The organism is Deinococcus murrayi DSM 11303 (genome assembly GCF_000482805.1).
Lineage (GTDB): Bacteria > Deinococcota > Deinococci > Deinococcales > Deinococcaceae > Deinococcus > Deinococcus murrayi.
The window spans coordinates 99,693-112,831 of sequence record NZ_KI519504.1; the positions used below are offsets into that span (position 1 = coordinate 99,693).

General features: G+C 71.6%; 17 protein-coding genes. 8 read left to right on the forward strand and 9 right to left on the reverse strand.

The features are described 5' to 3' along the window. Positions 1-146: 146 nt before the first annotated feature. The gene (locus H565_RS0112670) at positions 147-2,219 is read right to left on the reverse strand and encodes a S8 family serine peptidase (RefSeq protein WP_027461360.1); all 2,073 of its coding nucleotides are present in this window, start codon (positions 2,217-2,219) and stop codon (positions 147-149) included. A gap of 114 nt (positions 2,220-2,333) precedes the next feature. Here H565_RS0112670 and H565_RS0112675 point away from each other — a divergent pair, with 114 nt between their 5' ends. Further along, the gene (locus H565_RS0112675; protein ID WP_027461361.1) at positions 2,334-2,876 is read left to right on the forward strand and encodes a metal-binding protein; all 543 of its coding nucleotides are present in this window, start codon (positions 2,334-2,336) and stop codon (positions 2,874-2,876) included. 10 nt (positions 2,877-2,886) lie between these two features. Here the strand turns inward: H565_RS0112675 and H565_RS0112680 are convergent, their stop codons facing one another. The 6 genes from H565_RS0112680 to H565_RS0112705 all read right to left on the reverse strand — a co-directional run bounded on the left by H565_RS0112680 (position 2,887) and on the right by H565_RS0112705 (position 8,132). Then, complete coding sequence (locus H565_RS0112680; RefSeq protein ID WP_027461362.1) at positions 2,887-3,627, reverse strand: class I SAM-dependent methyltransferase; 741 nt, start codon at positions 3,625-3,627, stop codon at positions 2,887-2,889. Positions 3,628-3,676: 49 nt separating this feature from the next. Further along, positions 3,677-4,906 carry a polysaccharide deacetylase family protein gene (locus tag H565_RS0112685; RefSeq protein ID WP_027461363.1) on the reverse strand — a complete coding sequence of 410 codons (1,230 nt, stop codon included), beginning with the start codon at positions 4,904-4,906 and terminating at the stop codon, positions 3,677-3,679. A gap of 10 nt (positions 4,907-4,916) precedes the next feature. Next, positions 4,917-6,044: an MGDG synthase family glycosyltransferase gene (locus H565_RS0112690; RefSeq protein ID WP_027461364.1), complete on the reverse strand. Its 1,128-nt coding sequence runs from the start codon at positions 6,042-6,044 to the stop codon at positions 4,917-4,919. Then, entirely contained in the window at positions 6,041-7,186 is a 1,146-nt protein-coding gene (locus tag H565_RS0112695; protein WP_027461365.1) for an LptF/LptG family permease, read from the reverse strand. Before H565_RS0112695 ends, H565_RS0112690 begins: the two co-directional genes overlap by 4 nt. 147 nt (positions 7,187-7,333) lie before the next feature. Beyond that, positions 7,334-7,762 carry a 3-hydroxyacyl-ACP dehydratase FabZ gene (gene fabZ / locus H565_RS0112700; protein WP_027461366.1) on the reverse strand — a complete coding sequence of 143 codons (429 nt, stop codon included), beginning with the start codon at positions 7,760-7,762 and terminating at the stop codon, positions 7,334-7,336. A gap of 70 nt (positions 7,763-7,832) precedes the next feature. Continuing rightward, the gene (locus tag H565_RS0112705) at positions 7,833-8,132 is read right to left on the reverse strand and encodes a hypothetical protein (RefSeq protein WP_027461367.1); all 300 of its coding nucleotides are present in this window, start codon (positions 8,130-8,132) and stop codon (positions 7,833-7,835) included. Between the two features lie 42 nt (positions 8,133-8,174). Here H565_RS0112705 and H565_RS0112710 point away from each other — a divergent pair, with 42 nt between their 5' ends. The 5 genes from H565_RS0112710 (at position 8,175) to H565_RS0112730 (ending at position 11,441) form a co-directional block, all read left to right on the forward strand. After that, on the forward strand, positions 8,175-8,438 hold the full coding sequence (locus H565_RS0112710) for a hypothetical protein (RefSeq protein WP_027461368.1): 264 nt from the start codon (positions 8,175-8,177) through the stop codon (positions 8,436-8,438). 86 nt (positions 8,439-8,524) lie between these two features. Continuing rightward, positions 8,525-9,124, forward strand: coding sequence for a hypothetical protein (locus tag H565_RS0112715; RefSeq protein WP_027461369.1), 600 nt, complete (start codon positions 8,525-8,527; stop codon positions 9,122-9,124). Positions 9,125-9,144: 20 nt separating this feature from the next. Next, positions 9,145-10,326: an acyl-CoA dehydrogenase gene (locus tag H565_RS0112720; protein ID WP_027461370.1), complete on the forward strand. Its 1,182-nt coding sequence runs from the start codon at positions 9,145-9,147 to the stop codon at positions 10,324-10,326. A 73-nt stretch (positions 10,327-10,399) separates the two neighbouring features. Then, on the forward strand, positions 10,400-10,690 hold the full coding sequence (locus H565_RS0112725; protein ID WP_027461371.1) for a stage V sporulation protein S: 291 nt from the start codon (positions 10,400-10,402) through the stop codon (positions 10,688-10,690). 58 nt (positions 10,691-10,748) lie between these two features. Beyond that, positions 10,749-11,441, forward strand: a complete 693-nt coding sequence (locus H565_RS0112730) for a zinc metallopeptidase (RefSeq protein WP_027461372.1) — start codon at positions 10,749-10,751, stop codon at positions 11,439-11,441. Between the two features lie 122 nt (positions 11,442-11,563). Here the strand turns inward: H565_RS0112730 and H565_RS0112735 are convergent, their stop codons facing one another. Together H565_RS0112735 and H565_RS0112740 are read right to left on the reverse strand one after the other, a co-directional pair. Further along, the gene (locus tag H565_RS0112735) at positions 11,564-11,902 is read right to left on the reverse strand and encodes a metal-sulfur cluster assembly factor (protein WP_027461373.1); all 339 of its coding nucleotides are present in this window, start codon (positions 11,900-11,902) and stop codon (positions 11,564-11,566) included. Beyond that, a complete protein-coding gene (locus tag H565_RS0112740; protein ID WP_027461374.1) occupies positions 11,902-12,231 on the reverse strand; it encodes a rhodanese-like domain-containing protein in 330 nt (109 codons plus the stop codon). The genes H565_RS0112735 and H565_RS0112740 overlap by 1 nt, the downstream gene beginning before the upstream one ends. A 62-nt stretch (positions 12,232-12,293) precedes the next feature. Between H565_RS0112740 and H565_RS0112745 the strand changes: the two genes are divergently transcribed. Further along, positions 12,294-12,575, forward strand: coding sequence for a rhodanese-like domain-containing protein (locus H565_RS0112745; protein ID WP_027461375.1), 282 nt, complete (start codon positions 12,294-12,296; stop codon positions 12,573-12,575). Positions 12,576-12,623: 48 nt separating this feature from the next. After that, positions 12,624-13,106, forward strand: a complete 483-nt coding sequence (locus H565_RS0112750; protein ID WP_027461376.1) for a universal stress protein — start codon at positions 12,624-12,626, stop codon at positions 13,104-13,106. Positions 13,107-13,139: the final 33 nt, after the last annotated feature.

Genomic DNA, 13,139 nt, shown 5'->3' on the forward strand with positions numbered 1-13,139 from the left:
CCCTTCCCCACGGCCCACGGCGGGCCGGGTAGAAGATGAACGGCAGCTCAAGCTCTGAACGTGCGCTCAGGGTAGGGGGCCACGCGGGGAGTGTCAAGCAGGTCACAGAAGGCGGGCGGGGACCCGGCTGGGCCGCCCGCCCGCCTTCAGGGGGCGGGGGTCAGCTCGCCCAGGTCGGCCCGTGGCTGCTGCGGTCCCAGTTCGGCGTCCCGCTCGACTCCCGGCTCGTGCGCCTCGCCGGGAATGCCGTTGCCGTCGCGGTCGCGGCCCGCGAGCGCCCGGAAGGTGCCGTCGGGCAGGTAGGCGGTAAAGCGTCCCAGCGCGTCGAGGGCGGGCTGGTAGGCCAGTCCCCGCGTGTCCCACAGCCGCAGCCCCAGCGTGTCGCTCACCGCCGGGGCACCCAGCGCCGCCGCCGCGTTCACCATCCCGTACCCGAAGGCGTCGTCGCGGCCCTTTGCGCCCAGGTCGGTGGCGGTGGCGACGAGCCGGGCGAGGGTGTCGTCGCGGCCCCGCGTCACGCCCTTGCTGAGCAGCAGCGCGGCCAGGGCGCTCACCTGCGGGGTGGCCTGACTGGTCCCGGCCTGTCCCATGTAGGTGGGCTGCCCCTTGCTGTAATCCCAGTCGGTCGAGAGAATCACGTCGGCGTAGGGCTTGCCGTTGAGTTGCCCGCCGTTGTGGTAGGTCGCTCCCGTCAGGTCCACCCCGCCCGGAGCCGCGAGCTGCACCGCCGGGTAGCGGTTGGAATAGCTCGCCAGACGCGGCGCACTCGCCCCCGACAGGGTGACCGCCCCCACCGCCACCGCGCCCTCGCAAGCGGCAGGGTAGTAGGGCGTGGTGCCGTACCTATTGCCCGCTGCCGCGATGACCAGTGACCCCGCCGCCGTCGCCTCCGCGACCGCCTCACACAGCGGCTCGGCCACGCTCGCGGGAATGTCCCCCCCCAGACTGAGGTTAATCACCTCGGCAGGGCGGGAGAGGCGGTAGGGCTGCCCCCCCAGCGTGACGGGCAGCCCCGCGGCGTAGCGCACGGCGTTGACCACGTCCGTGACCTCGGTGTTGCCCGCTGCATCGATGGCGCGAATCGGCAGGACCTTGACGGGTGCTCGGTACGCCGCTCCCACCACGCCGCTCGTGCTGCACGCCTCGCAACCGGGAAAGCGCGGGATTTCGCCCCAGCGGGCTGCGATGATGCCGCTGACGTGGGTGCCGTGGCTGCCGCCCTGCCGCGCCGGGGTGCCGGGGTCGGTGGGGTCACGGTCGGGGCCGTCGCCGTCGCCGTTGTCGTAGGCCCCCTTCTGTCCGGCGGGCACGAAGTCCAGCACGTCGAGCGCCCCCTCGTCTGGCCCCAGCAGCGCCCCGGCGAGGTCGGGGTGGTCGTAGCGCACGCCCGAATCCACGACCGCCACCGTAACGGGCCGGGCATAGCCGCCCGACTCCATGTCGCGCCACACCGCCCGGTACCCCAGCAGGCGGTAGGCCCACTGGAGGCCCGCGTACTGGTCGGTCGGCTCCAGCGGGGCGGCGGTGCCCTGCGCCCGCAAGACGGCGTTGGGCACCGCGTATTCGACATTAGGGTCGCGCCGCAGCGCTACCAGGGTCCCCGACACGTCGTCCGTGACGAGTTCGGCCCGCCGCCCGCCGAGGTCGTGCCGAGCGGCGGGGCCGAGCCTGTCGAGGACGGCGCGGGTGCTCGCCAAAGCCGGGTCAGGGGCGGTCGCCTTCTGCCCCAGCGCGAGCGCCTGCGCCGCCGCCGAGCGGTACTTCACGATGACGCTGCGGACTTCGGCAGGCGGCGTTTCCTGTAGCGGGGCGACGCCTGCGTCCGCGCCCCGCACCGCCGCGGGGTTGGCGACCCGCCCCGTCAGGACGTACTGGTCGGCGGTGACAATCCAGGTGGCGGTCCCGCTCTGCTTCTCCCCCTGCCAGGTGAGCTTCACTTCCCCGCTGAGCTGCGGCTGGTCCGCCGCCGTCGGCGTGCCCAGCGCCCGATTGGCCCGCACCTGCACCCGCACGGGGCCGCTGCCCGAGGCGGGCGACACGGTGAGCCACGGCGGCGCGTCGGTGACCTGCCAGAACGTGCCCGTAAAGGGAGCCTCCGCCGTGAGGGTGAGGGCCGTGCCGAGGTTCAGGGTGCGGTCAGCGAGGGTCGCGGGCCGTTCCGCCGGGCGGCACGCGCCCAGCAGCAGGGCGACCGGGAGCAACAGGAGGGGGCGCGTCATGAATGCCGCATGATGCCCCGTTCCCCTGACGCCCGAATGAAGACGGGCCGACATTCCCGCCGAGGCGGGGGCCAAGCGGTACCGTTTTGTCCCGCCAGGCCCCACAATGCCCCCGTGCCCAGCGGACGCGTTCATAACCTCATCAATGTTGCCACCTACAGCGTCCTCGCGGCAGGGGTGCTGCTGGCTGCCCGGCAAGACCTCCTCACGGTGACGCCCGTGCAGGCGCTTTCCTTTTCGCTCGCTTTTTTTGCTGGAACGCTGTTGCTCTCGCCTGACCTCGACCTCGCGGACGGCGGGGGGGTGGATTCCCAGCGGCGCTGGGGGGTGCTGGGGGTGCTGTGGGTGCCCTACGGCTGGCTCTTTCGGCACCGGGGCCTCTCGCACACCTGGCTGCTGGGGCCGCTCACCCGGCTGCTGTACCTGGGGCTGTGGGGGCTGCTCTTCCTCGGTCTGGTGCGCTTCTTATGGCCCGAAGCGCCGCTGCCGCGAGTGCCGCAGCCCGTCAGCCTCAAGGTGGTGTTGCCCTTGGTGCTGGGCTACTACCTCAGCCAGTGGCTGCACCTCATCGCGGACGGCGTGTGGCCGGGGCACGGCTGGCGGCAACTGCGGCGCAAGGTGGGCGGGCGCAAGCGGGGAGCGGCCCGCTCCCGCTGAGGAGCCACCCTCACCGCGCCCGCGTCTGGAACACCATCACCTCGCTTCCCTCCTCCAGCGGGCCGCCCTGAAAGCTTCCGGTCACGCGCGGTGCCTCGAAGCCCGCGCAGCGCAAGAGCCATTCCACCTCGTAGCGGGTGTAGTAGCGCTGGGTCAGCGTGTAGTGCCGCCGCCGCAGCAGGCCATCGGGCGCGGTGGTGTCCACGTAGTACTCGGTCGTCACGTGCTGCCGCACCCGGTCGCGGCGCTGCACCAAAAAGACGTCGGTGCGCGAGCCGTCTGGCCCGTGGAAGGTCTCGCCCTCGTGCCGCAGGGTGTTCGTCTGGCCGTAGCGCGGCACCGAAAGGTCAAAGGCGAAGATGCCGCCCGGCTCCAGGTGGGCGCGGAGGTTTTCCAGCGCCGCGAGCTGCTCGGCAGGGGTGTACAGGTGCATCAAGGCGTTGAAGGGCGCGAGAATCAACGCGAAGCGGCGGCTCAGGCGTGCGCTTTGCGCGTCCCCCTGCACGAACTCGACCGTCAGCCCCTGCTCCTGTGCCCGTGCCCGCGCCCGCTCCAGCATCCGGGCGCTGGGTTCGAGGCCGGTCACGTCGGCTCCGCGCCGCGCCAGAAAGGTGCTTACCCGCCCGGTCCCCGCCCCCACCTCCAGCACCGGTCCCCCGCTGCGCTCCGCGAGGCCCGCGTAAAAGTGCAGGTCGTCGCGGTAGAGGTCGTACTGGCGGTCGTAGAGGTCGGCGAGGTCGTCGTAGTTCACGGGGAGAAGGGTAGTGGTTAGTGGGAAGTGGGGAGTGGAGAAAGGCCTCCTACTGACCACTTCCCACTCCCCACTCCCCACGCTCGCCGTACCGCTCCAAAAAGGCTGCTCGCCCCATCACGCTGAGTTTCGGCTCTGGCGCGTCCGGCGGGCTGCCGTAGGCGCGGCGCAGCAGGTTGGCCCACCGGCGCAGGCGGCGAGCGGTGGCGGGGGGGAGGTCATAGGTTTCAAAGCCCAGCGTAGCCAGGAGCGGAGAGAGGGCGCTCAGGCAAAAGACGGCCTGCGCGTCCCGCAGCTCCGGGCGGCGGGTGAGGTCACTCGCCACCTCGCGGAAGTCGTCGCGGGCGAGGCGGAGGCTGCGGCGCAGGCCGAGGTCGACCATGAGCGGATTGTTGACGTGGAACTCGGCAGCGGGGGTGCCGGGCGGCAGCGGCGTGCCGTCCGCGAGCCGCACCTCCGCCAGCGGGAAGCGCACCCGCCCCACCCGGAAGAGGTTGTCGGCCCGCCCGCCCGCAGGCCGCACCCCGCTCAGCCGGTCGAGCACGGCGTCCAGCCCGCCCATGACCCGCCGTGGCAGGTCGGCCAGGGTCAACGGCACGGCCCCCTCCAGTTCCCCCAGCGGCACCACTCGGTAGCCCCGCGCCCGCAGGTCAGCGAGAACCCCCGGCAGCCCCGGTCCGGTCACCCGCGCCCCCGGCCCCGCGTCGTGCAACACGACCACCGCGCCGGGCCGCACGCGTGCCCCCAGGTACTCACGCAGCCGCTGCGGGGTGGCGCGGGGGTGCCAGTCGCCGCCTTCCACGCTCCAGTGTGCCCCGGTGAGGCCCGCCGCCCGCCCCCCCAGCACGGTCGCCAGGGTGTAGCCACCGTGCGGGGGGCGAAAGAGCCGCACCGGGCGGCCCGCGACCTTGGACACCCGCCGTGCCCCCGCGCCGGGGTCGCGCCACGCCCCCCACGGCGACCGCAGCCAGGCGTGGCGGTGCCGCGCCCCGTGCGAGCCGACCTCGTGTCCCTCGGCAAGCATCCGCCGCACGAGGTCGGGGCAAGCCTCGGCCCGGTCCGCCATCACGAAAAAGGTGGCCCGCGCTCCCGCCTCCCGCAGGGCGTCCAGCACCGCCGGGGTCGTGCGCGGGTCGGGGCCGTCGTCAAAGGTGAGGGCCACCACCCGTTCGCCCTGCCGCCCCTCCCGAATCAGCCCCAGCCCCAGCCGCTGCACGAGTAGGGAGGGCAGGCCCAGGTAGGCGAGCAGCCCCAGCGCCAGCCAGCCGTGCCGCCTCACGCCCGCCCCCTCATCCCCGGCCCAGCGCCCGCAAGAGTGCCCCCGCCACCCGGTCGGCGGCGTCGGGCACGCCCAGAGCGCGGGCGTTCGCGCTCAGGCGGGCGCGCTCTTCCTCGTCCAGCGCCCGCAGCACCGCTCCGCGCACCTCCGCCCGCGTGCGCGGCCACAGCGCGGCCCCGTGCCGCACGAGGTAGTCGGCGTTGTGTTCCTCCTGCCCAGGGATGGGGTCATAGGCCACGAGCGGCACCCCCAGCGCGGTCGCCTCCGCCACCGTCAGGCCGCCCGCCTTGCCCACCACGAGGTCAGCGGCGGCGAGCAGTTCGGGAAAGTCCTCGCGGAAGCCCAGCCCGTGTAGGGTCGCGCCGCCGACGCGCCGCACGCCCCGCTCCCGCGCTCCGGCCAGCACCAGGACCTGCACGGGCCGTCCCAGCCCCGCCAGCTCCTCCAGCAGCGGCCCCAGCGCCCGGTAGGTGCCCGTGCCCCCGCCCGACACCAGCAGCAGGGGCTGGTCGGGCCTCAGCCCATGCTTTTCCCGCAGCGCCGCCCGGTCGGCCCCGACCAGCGCTCGGAACGCCGGGGCGATGGGAATGCCGGTCACCACAACGCGCTCCGGCGGGATGCGCCAGCGCTCCATCTGCGCCCGCGCTTCGGCGGTCGGCACCATCAGCAGCTCGGCTTCGGGCCGTGCCCAGTGGTGGTGAATGCGGTAGTCGGTCACGACGAGCGCGTTCAGGAAGTCCGCCCCCAGCCGCCGCCGCGCCGTGTGCGCCAGCGCGACGGGGGTGGGGTACGAACTCACGACGACGTGAGGGCGCAGCTCGCGCACGTCCCGCAGCATCCCGCGCAGCCCCAGCCAGCCAAAGGTGCTCGTCAGCGCCCGCGGCTCGCTTTCGCGGTCGGTCCAGTTGTAAAAGGCCCGGTAGATGCCCGGCGCGTAGCGCAGCCACGCCGCGTAGGTGCCCGCCGTGACCGCCCGCTCGACCGGATTGACATAGGTCAGGAAATCCGCGTGCCGCGCTCGGAGCTGAACGCCCATCCCCCGCAGCGCCGCGTCTACGGCCCCATTCGCCTGGTGGTGCCCGCTCCCGAAAGACGCCGAAAGAATCAGCGCCCGCAACTCGGACGGGAGGCGCGTCACGCCCGTCTCAGCAGCCACAACCCCACCCCCGCAAAGAGCACGTTGGCGAGCCATACGCCGGGTTCGGGCAAAGAAGGCATCGTCCCCGCCACGGTCAAGCCCACAAAAAAGACGAGATAGTACGCCACCGCCACAAGGAGCGCCACGCCGAGGGACACCCCCAGGGTGCGCCCGTAGCGCAGGGCAAAGGGCAGCGCCGCGAGCGCGAGCACCAGATTCCCGAAGGGCAGCGCGAGCTTGCGGTTGAGGTCGAGGCGGGCTTCCTGCCGCTCGGCGGGGGTGGCCCCCGGCTCGCGCAGGGTGGCGGTCAGCTCGTTCCAGCCCCCGGCGTCGGCCCCGATGGCGTCCGCGTACTCGGCAAAGGTCTCCTGCCGCGAGCGCCCGGTGTCGAGCACGAGCGCCGCCGCAGGGTCCTCCGGCACGATAACCCCCGGAAAGACCTCCTGCACAGCGGCGCGAAAGGCCAGCGGGTCATCTTCCGGTACCCGGCCCAGGGCCGCCGCCGCCGCGTAGTTCACGGTGTAGACCTGATACCCGGTGAGGCGCAGCTCATTGCCCTCGAAGGTGCCCCCCTCCGCGAAGATGATGGTGCCCCGCCGGAGGTCGTCGGGTTGCCATCGTTCCACCCGCACCCCACGCATCTGCCGGGTGGCGGGGTCGTACCCGGCAAGGTAGAGGGTCAGCCCGCCCCGCAGGTCCAGCGTCTGCCCGGCGAGCCGCCCCAGCCCCGCGCCGGTCAGCACGTCCCAGTACAGCCCCCGCGTCTCCACGTTCGCGCGGGGGGCCACCCACAGGCTCAGCCAGACCGCGAGGGCGGTGACCAACGCTCCGACCACCAGCACGGGCCGCGCGGCCCGCCCCAGGCTGACTCCGCCTGCCTGCACCGCCACGAGTTCGCGCTCGGTGTTCATGCGCCCAAAGGCCACGACGGTCATCAGCACGGCGGCCATCGGCAGCACCTTGACCAGCGTGTCGGGCACCTGGTAGGCAATCCACTGTCCTACCAGCCCCAGCGGAACCCCCCGCAGCCACTGGCTGGAGATAAAGAAGTACCCGAAGCTCAGAATCGCCGTAAACAGCAGCGTGCCCGCCAAGAGGGGCGGCAGCAGCTCGCGGGTGACGAGGCGGGTGAGGCGGGTCATGGGGTGCCTTCGGCGCGGGAAGTGGGAAGTGGGAAGTGGGAAGTGGGGAAAGCAATGGCTGATGCTCTCAAGTCAACACCCGCCCTGAGCCGCAGAACTGGCTCTCCTTCCACACCCGCCCACCACTGACCACTCCCCACTTCCCACTCACCCCTTCGCCACCGCAAACAGGATGGTCGCCTCCGCCGCCACCTGCCTGTCGACCTCCGCGCGGCAGGTCGTCTTGCCCAGGCCCCGGCGCAGGAACTCCAACTTCGCGTGCAGGTGCAGTTGGTCGCCCGGAATCACCTTGCGCTTGAAGCGTGCCCCCTCCACCCCGGCGAGGTACCCGACCGTGCCCGGCTCGAGCTGCCCGTGCAAGCAGAACATGCTCGCCTGCGCGAGGGCCTCCACGATGAGGACCCCCGGCATCACGGGTTCTTGCGGAAAGTGCCCCTGAAAAAAGGGCTCGCCGATGCTCACGTTCTTGAGGGCATGGACCTCGCCCTCTCCGGCCCGCAGCACCCGGTCAACCAGCACAAAGGGAAAACGGTGCGGCAGCGTTCGCAGCACCTCCTGAATCAGCAAAGGTTCCATGTCTCGCACGTCCTCTCTGACCCTGGCGGCGTGCCCAGGGGCAAAACGCGGCAATCCTAGCACGCAGCCCCTAGCGGGGCCGGGCGAGCGGCAAGAGGGCGGCCAGCCCGCTGGTGAACACGCTCAGGCCCACCGCTCGCCAAAAGCCCGGCACGTCCCCCAGCCCCAGCGCCCCGCTGAGCAGCTTCTCGGCGCCCCCCAGGGTCCGCAGCCACAGCGGGGCCGCCGGGTTGAGGGTGGCATAGGCCCCCAGCGTCAGCGCCACCCCCCCCAGCGTCAGCAGGGTCAGGCCCAGCACGGCCAGCCACCCCAGCACCCGCCGTCCTGCGCCCGACTTTCTTGACCCGTTTCCCACCTGCTGCGCCCTCATCGCGGCGCATTGTAGGCCAGCGGGAGCGGTACACTCCGCCCCGTGCCCTCCCTGCCCGCCCGCGTCCGCGTCACCCGTCCGCCCCTGCCCCTCGCGCCCGCCCTGCGCGGCGCGGCGGCGCGGCTGTGCCCCGCTGCCCCCCTGGAGGCCCTCACTGCGGCGGCCCTCGCGGTCGCGGGCGGCTCGGTGATTGGGGCGGCGCTCGCTTGGCCGGGTGGCGAGGCCGTGGCTGTCGAAAGCGCCTGGCGCGGGCGCGGCATCGAGGAAGCCCTGCGGGAGGCGCGGAGTGGTGGCAAGCTGAGCTGACGAGCGGCTGATGGGTTCCCCGTAGGGTCGGGGCCGTGCCATTGCCTGCCTGCTTTGCCGCGTTTGCCCCTCGTTCCCGGTCCCTCTTGGCCGCCGCCGCACTCGCTGTGGGCGGCCAGGCCGACGCTGCCGTCGGGCTACAGGGCCAGATTCGCAACCTGCCCTTCTCGCCTTCGGCGCAGGGCCGGACGCTCGTGCTCCTCACGCACCTCACCGAAGGCCGCCTGATAGGGATGGGCCAGCTCCGTGACGAGGGCCTGTTCCGGGTGGCCATCCCGGATGACTTTCGCCCGCCCGTGCGTCCGGCGAGCTTTTGCCCCGGCGTGCGCAGCTCTCCCCAGGAGCCGCGCACCTACGTCGCCGAACAGCTTCTGGTGTTTGAGCCGTCCCAGGACCGGGTGCGGGTCCTGAGCCAGGCGGACCATCCCCAGCACCCCACTCGGCGGGTGCAGTGGATGTACAGTGACCGCCCGGCCCGCGTGCAGGGCCGCTGCCAGGGCCTGAACACCCGCTATGACCTCTCGCTGCGGGCGGGGTGGAATGCCGTGATGACGGTCAGCCGCTCCGGGTCCTTTGTGGTGCGGGGGGCCGAGCCGGGACTGCCCTACTGGGCGGGCGAGCCGCTCTCTCCGGCCCGCCGCCTCTTTCCCGCCCTGTTTGGCCCTCAGGCCGCCGGGGGGCGGTAGCCGGGTGCTAGCCTGACCCCATGACCGCGACCCTTCCCGCCGCCGACGTGGGGATGCGCTTCGCCCTCTCGGACGACCAGCGCCTCATTGTGCAGCATGTCCGCGACTACTGCCGCGCCGAAATCGCGCCCAGGGCCGCCGAGTACGACCGCAGCGGCGAGTTCCCGCGCGGGCAACTGCGTGGCCTGGCCGAGCTGGGCCTGATGGGGGCCACCCTCCCCGAAGCCTGGGACGGCGCGGGCCTCGACTCGGTGACCTACGCCCTGTGCCTGGAAGAAATCGCCGCTGCCGACGCCTCGGTCGCCGTGATTGTTTCGGTGCAAAATGGCCTTCCCGAACAGATGCTGCTGCGCTACGGCACCGACGCCCAGCGCGAGCGCTACCTGCGTCCCCTCGCCCGCGGCGAGCACATCGGCGCGTTCTGTCTTACGGAGAGCGGCGCGGGCAGCGACGCGGCCAACCTCCAGATGCGGGCCGAGCGCGACGGCGACGCCTGGGTCCTGAGCGGCGCCAAGGCCTGGATTACCTCCGGCGGTCAGGCCGACACGTACCTCGTCATGGCCCGCACGGGCGGCCCCGGTGCTCGCGGCGTCTCCTGTTTCATCGTCGAAAAGGACAGGCCCGGCCTGAGCTTTGGCCGCCCCGAAGAGAAGATGGGCCTGCACGCCGCCCACACGACCACCGTCACCTTTGACGGGGTGCGCGTGCCCGCAGAGAACCTGGTCGGCGAGGAAGGCCAGGGTCTCATCATCGCTCTTGCCAGCCTCGACGCCGGACGCATCGGCATCGCGATGCAGGCCATCGGCATCGCCCGCGCCGCCCTGGAACACGCCGCGAGGTACGCCGCCGAGCGCGAGCAGTTCGGCAAGAAACTCCGGGAGTTCGAGGGCGTCTCCTTTAAGGTGGCCCGCATGGCCGCCCGCATCGAGGCCGCCCGGCTGGTCGCCCTCAAGGCCGCCTGGCTCAAGGACCAGGGCCAGCCCTACGGCAAGGAGGCCTCCATCGCCAAGCTGCTCGCGTCCGAGGCTGCCGTAGACGTGACCCGCGACGCCATCCAGATTTTCGGCGGCAACGGCTACAGCCGCGAGTACCCCGTCGAGCGCCTCTACCGCGACGCCAAGGTCACCGAAATCTACGAGGGCACCTCCGAAATCCAGCAGCTCGTCATCAGCCGCGCCGTCTTTGCCGAATACAGCGACTGATACGGGAAGTGCAGGGAGTGCCCCCTGCCCCCGCCTTCCCTCTGAGCGCTGGATGAGGCTATAGTGAACGCCGATGACCCAGTCGCCGCCTGCGCCCGAAGTCTTGCGTGTCTCCGGCCAGTCGCGGCCCAATGCGGTGGCGGGGGCGGTCGCGGCGCTGCTGCGCTCACAGGGGCAGGCCGAGGTGCAGGCCATCGGCCCGGCGGCGGTCAACCAGGCAGTCAAGGCCCTCGCCATCGCACGGGGCTACCTCGCTGGAGATGACCTGGACCTCGCCGCCCAGCCCGCTTTCATCAAGTTGGAGCACGAGCAGGAAGAACGCACCGCCCTGTGCTTTCTGGTGCGCGCCGTGCCGCGAGCCTGAACATAGTTAAAGATCGTCTTCACCGAACCTGAGTGCCTGTCACTCATACTGGGAGTGTATGGACTTCCTCGCGTTTATGGGGCCGTACGGTCCCTTGATTCTGCTCATCTTCGTCGCTTCGCTCATCATTCAGGGCTACCTCAGCCGCACCTATGGCCAGTGGGGGCAGGTCCGCAACAGCCGCAACCTCACCGGGGCCGAACTCGCTCGCATGATGCTGGATGAAAACGGCCTCTCGCACGTGCCCGTGCAGATGGTGCCCGGCCAGCTCTCCGACCATTACGATCCCATCCGCAAGACCGTGAACCTCTCGGAGGCCAACTACCGTGTCCCCAGCGTGTCGGCCCTCGCGGTTGCCGCGCACGAGGTCGGGCACGCCATTCAGGACAAGGTGCGGATGCCCGCGCTCGTGCTGCGGGGCCGCCTCGCGGTGCCCCTGAGCCTGGGCATGAACCTCGCGCCGCTGCTGCTGCTCGCGGGCCTCTTCCTGCAACTGAGCGGCCTGCTGTGGCTGGGCGTGATTCTCTTTGCCGGGGCGCTTCTCTTTCACCTCGTCACCCTGCCCGTCGAGTTTGACGCGAGCCGCCGCGCCCTGGCCTATCTCAGCCAGCGCGGGCTGGTCGCGGGTCGCGAAGCCCAGGGCGCCCGCACCGTCCTCACCGCCGCTGCCCTGACCTACGTGGCGGGCTTTGCGATGGCCCTCGCGCAGCTCCTGAACGTGCTCAGCATTGCGCGCAGCCAGAGCGACTGAGGGCAGGGCCAGCTCCCAGTCGCCACAGGATGCAAAGCACCATGAAGAAACGCCCCTGCATGAAGCCGGGGCGTTTTTCTGGCTGCTGGCTGCTGGCTGCTGGCGACTGGAAGCTGGAAGCTCTACACGTTAAAGCCGAACATCCGCATCTGCCGCTTGCCGTCCTCGGTCATCTTGTCCGGTCCCCACGGCGGCGTCCAGACGAACTCCACGTTGACCTCGCTGACGCCGTCGAGCCGCCCGACGGCCATCTCCGCGTCGGCGCGGATGAGGTCTTGCACCGGGCAGCCCACGCTGGTGAGGGTCATGGTGATTTCGACCAGGCCGCTGGGCTGGATATCCACCCCGTAGACCAGGCCGAGGTCGACCACATTGACCGGAATCTCTGGGTCCTTGACGACCTTGAGGGCTTCGAGAACCTGCGCCTCGCTGGGAAGGGTGCCCTGGGTCTGCTCTTCCATCACTGGCTGCCCCCTTCGGTGGGGAAGCCCGCCTCAGTCCAGGCCAGGGTGCCCCCCGCGAGGTTGTAGAGCTGCTCGTAGCCCTGCGTCCGCAGGTACTCCCCGGCGCGGGCGCTGCGAGCGCCGCTGCGGCAAATCAGGACGAGGGGGCGGTCATGGGGCAGCTCCGAGAAGCGGTCTTCCAGTTCGCTGAGGGGCAGCAGCCGCGCGCCCGCCGCATGCAGCTCGGCGTACTCGTTCGGCTCACGAACGTCGACGAGGAGGGCACCCTGCTGGACCCGCTCAAGGCCCTCGGCGGGAGAGATATCGGGAACGGGAGTCTGAGTCATGCGGGCAGGATACCGCCCTCACCTCCCTCCCGACCGTGCCCCCGACCCCCTACACTCGGCCCATGCCGCTGCCCGCCCAAGCCCTCCTCATCGACCTGCGCCCCCAGGAACTGCGTTTCCGAGAGCCGCTGGAGCGCCTGACCTCTCTGCCCGTGCGCTCCCTGACCCTGGAGGCCATCGAGCGCGGCACCCACGGCCTGACTCCCGACCTCGGCCCCTTTGTCGTCGTGTGCGAGCGCGGTCCCCGCTCAGCCCTGGCCGCCCGGCTGTTGCAGGCCGACGGCCTAGAGGCCACCGCCTATCCCGGTGGCCTGCCGGGGCTGCGCCGCGAGCTGGGGCGGTAACGCGGCGGTAATGGCCGGGGCTGACCCTGGAGACCCAGGAGGTAGACCATGCCCCGTATTCTCGTCACCACCGACGGCAGCTCCCTCGGCCACCAGGCCCTCGCCCATGCCGACGCCCTCGCCCGCGCTCTGGGGGCTGACCTCTCGGTCCTGTACGTGCAGCCGGACCCCTTGCCCACCGTGCCCGAAGCTTACGCTTACGTCCCGGAGAACGCGGCGCAGGCGCAGGAAGAAGCGCTGCTGGCCCTGCGGGACGAACTCCAGGCCCGACTTCCGCACGCTGACCTGCGGCTGGAACGCGCCTCAGGGCGTCCGGTGCCCCGCCTCATCCTGGAAGCGGCGCAGGCACTGGGGGCCGACCTCCTCGTGATGAGCACCCACGGACGGTCGGGCCTGAGCCGCGCCCTGCTGGGCAGCGTCGCCGAAGCGGTGACCCGGCACGCCCCGGTACCCGTGCTGCTCGTGCGGGACGGCCAAGCCGTACCGCGCTGGGGCACTGCCCAGAGCAGCGGGGCCGTCGCCAGCCGCTAGGCCCCCCGTCCTCCCGCTCACGCACGCGCCCCG

Excerpts from the sequence above, each read along its gene's own strand:
- H565_RS0112705 (WP_027461367.1), bottom strand. The coding sequence starts at position 8,132 with ATGAGGGCGCAGCAGGTGGGAAACGGGTCAAGAAAGTCGGGCGCAGGA.
- H565_RS0112725 (WP_027461371.1), top strand. The coding sequence starts at position 10,400 with ATGACCCAGTCGCCGCCTGCGCCCGAAGTCTTGCGTGTCTCCGGCCAG.
- H565_RS0112740 (WP_027461374.1), bottom strand. The coding sequence starts at position 12,231 with ATGACTCAGACTCCCGTTCCCGATATCTCTCCCGCCGAGGGCCTTGAG.
- H565_RS0112750 (WP_027461376.1), top strand. The coding sequence starts at position 12,624 with ATGCCCCGTATTCTCGTCACCACCGACGGCAGCTCCCTCGGCCACCAG.
- H565_RS0112720 (WP_027461370.1), top strand. The coding sequence starts at position 9,145 with ATGACCGCGACCCTTCCCGCCGCCGACGTGGGGATGCGCTTCGCCCTC.
- H565_RS0112670 (WP_027461360.1), bottom strand. The coding sequence starts at position 2,219 with ATGACGCGCCCCCTCCTGTTGCTCCCGGTCGCCCTGCTGCTGGGCGCG.
- H565_RS0112730 (WP_027461372.1), top strand. The coding sequence starts at position 10,749 with ATGGACTTCCTCGCGTTTATGGGGCCGTACGGTCCCTTGATTCTGCTC.
- fabZ (WP_027461366.1), bottom strand. The coding sequence starts at position 7,762 with ATGGAACCTTTGCTGATTCAGGAGGTGCTGCGAACGCTGCCGCACCGT.
- H565_RS0112745 (WP_027461375.1), top strand. The coding sequence starts at position 12,294 with ATGCCGCTGCCCGCCCAAGCCCTCCTCATCGACCTGCGCCCCCAGGAA.
- H565_RS0112695 (WP_027461365.1), bottom strand. The coding sequence starts at position 7,186 with ATGACCCGCCTCACCCGCCTCGTCACCCGCGAGCTGCTGCCGCCCCTC.
- H565_RS0112735 (WP_027461373.1), bottom strand. The coding sequence starts at position 11,902 with ATGGAAGAGCAGACCCAGGGCACCCTTCCCAGCGAGGCGCAGGTTCTC.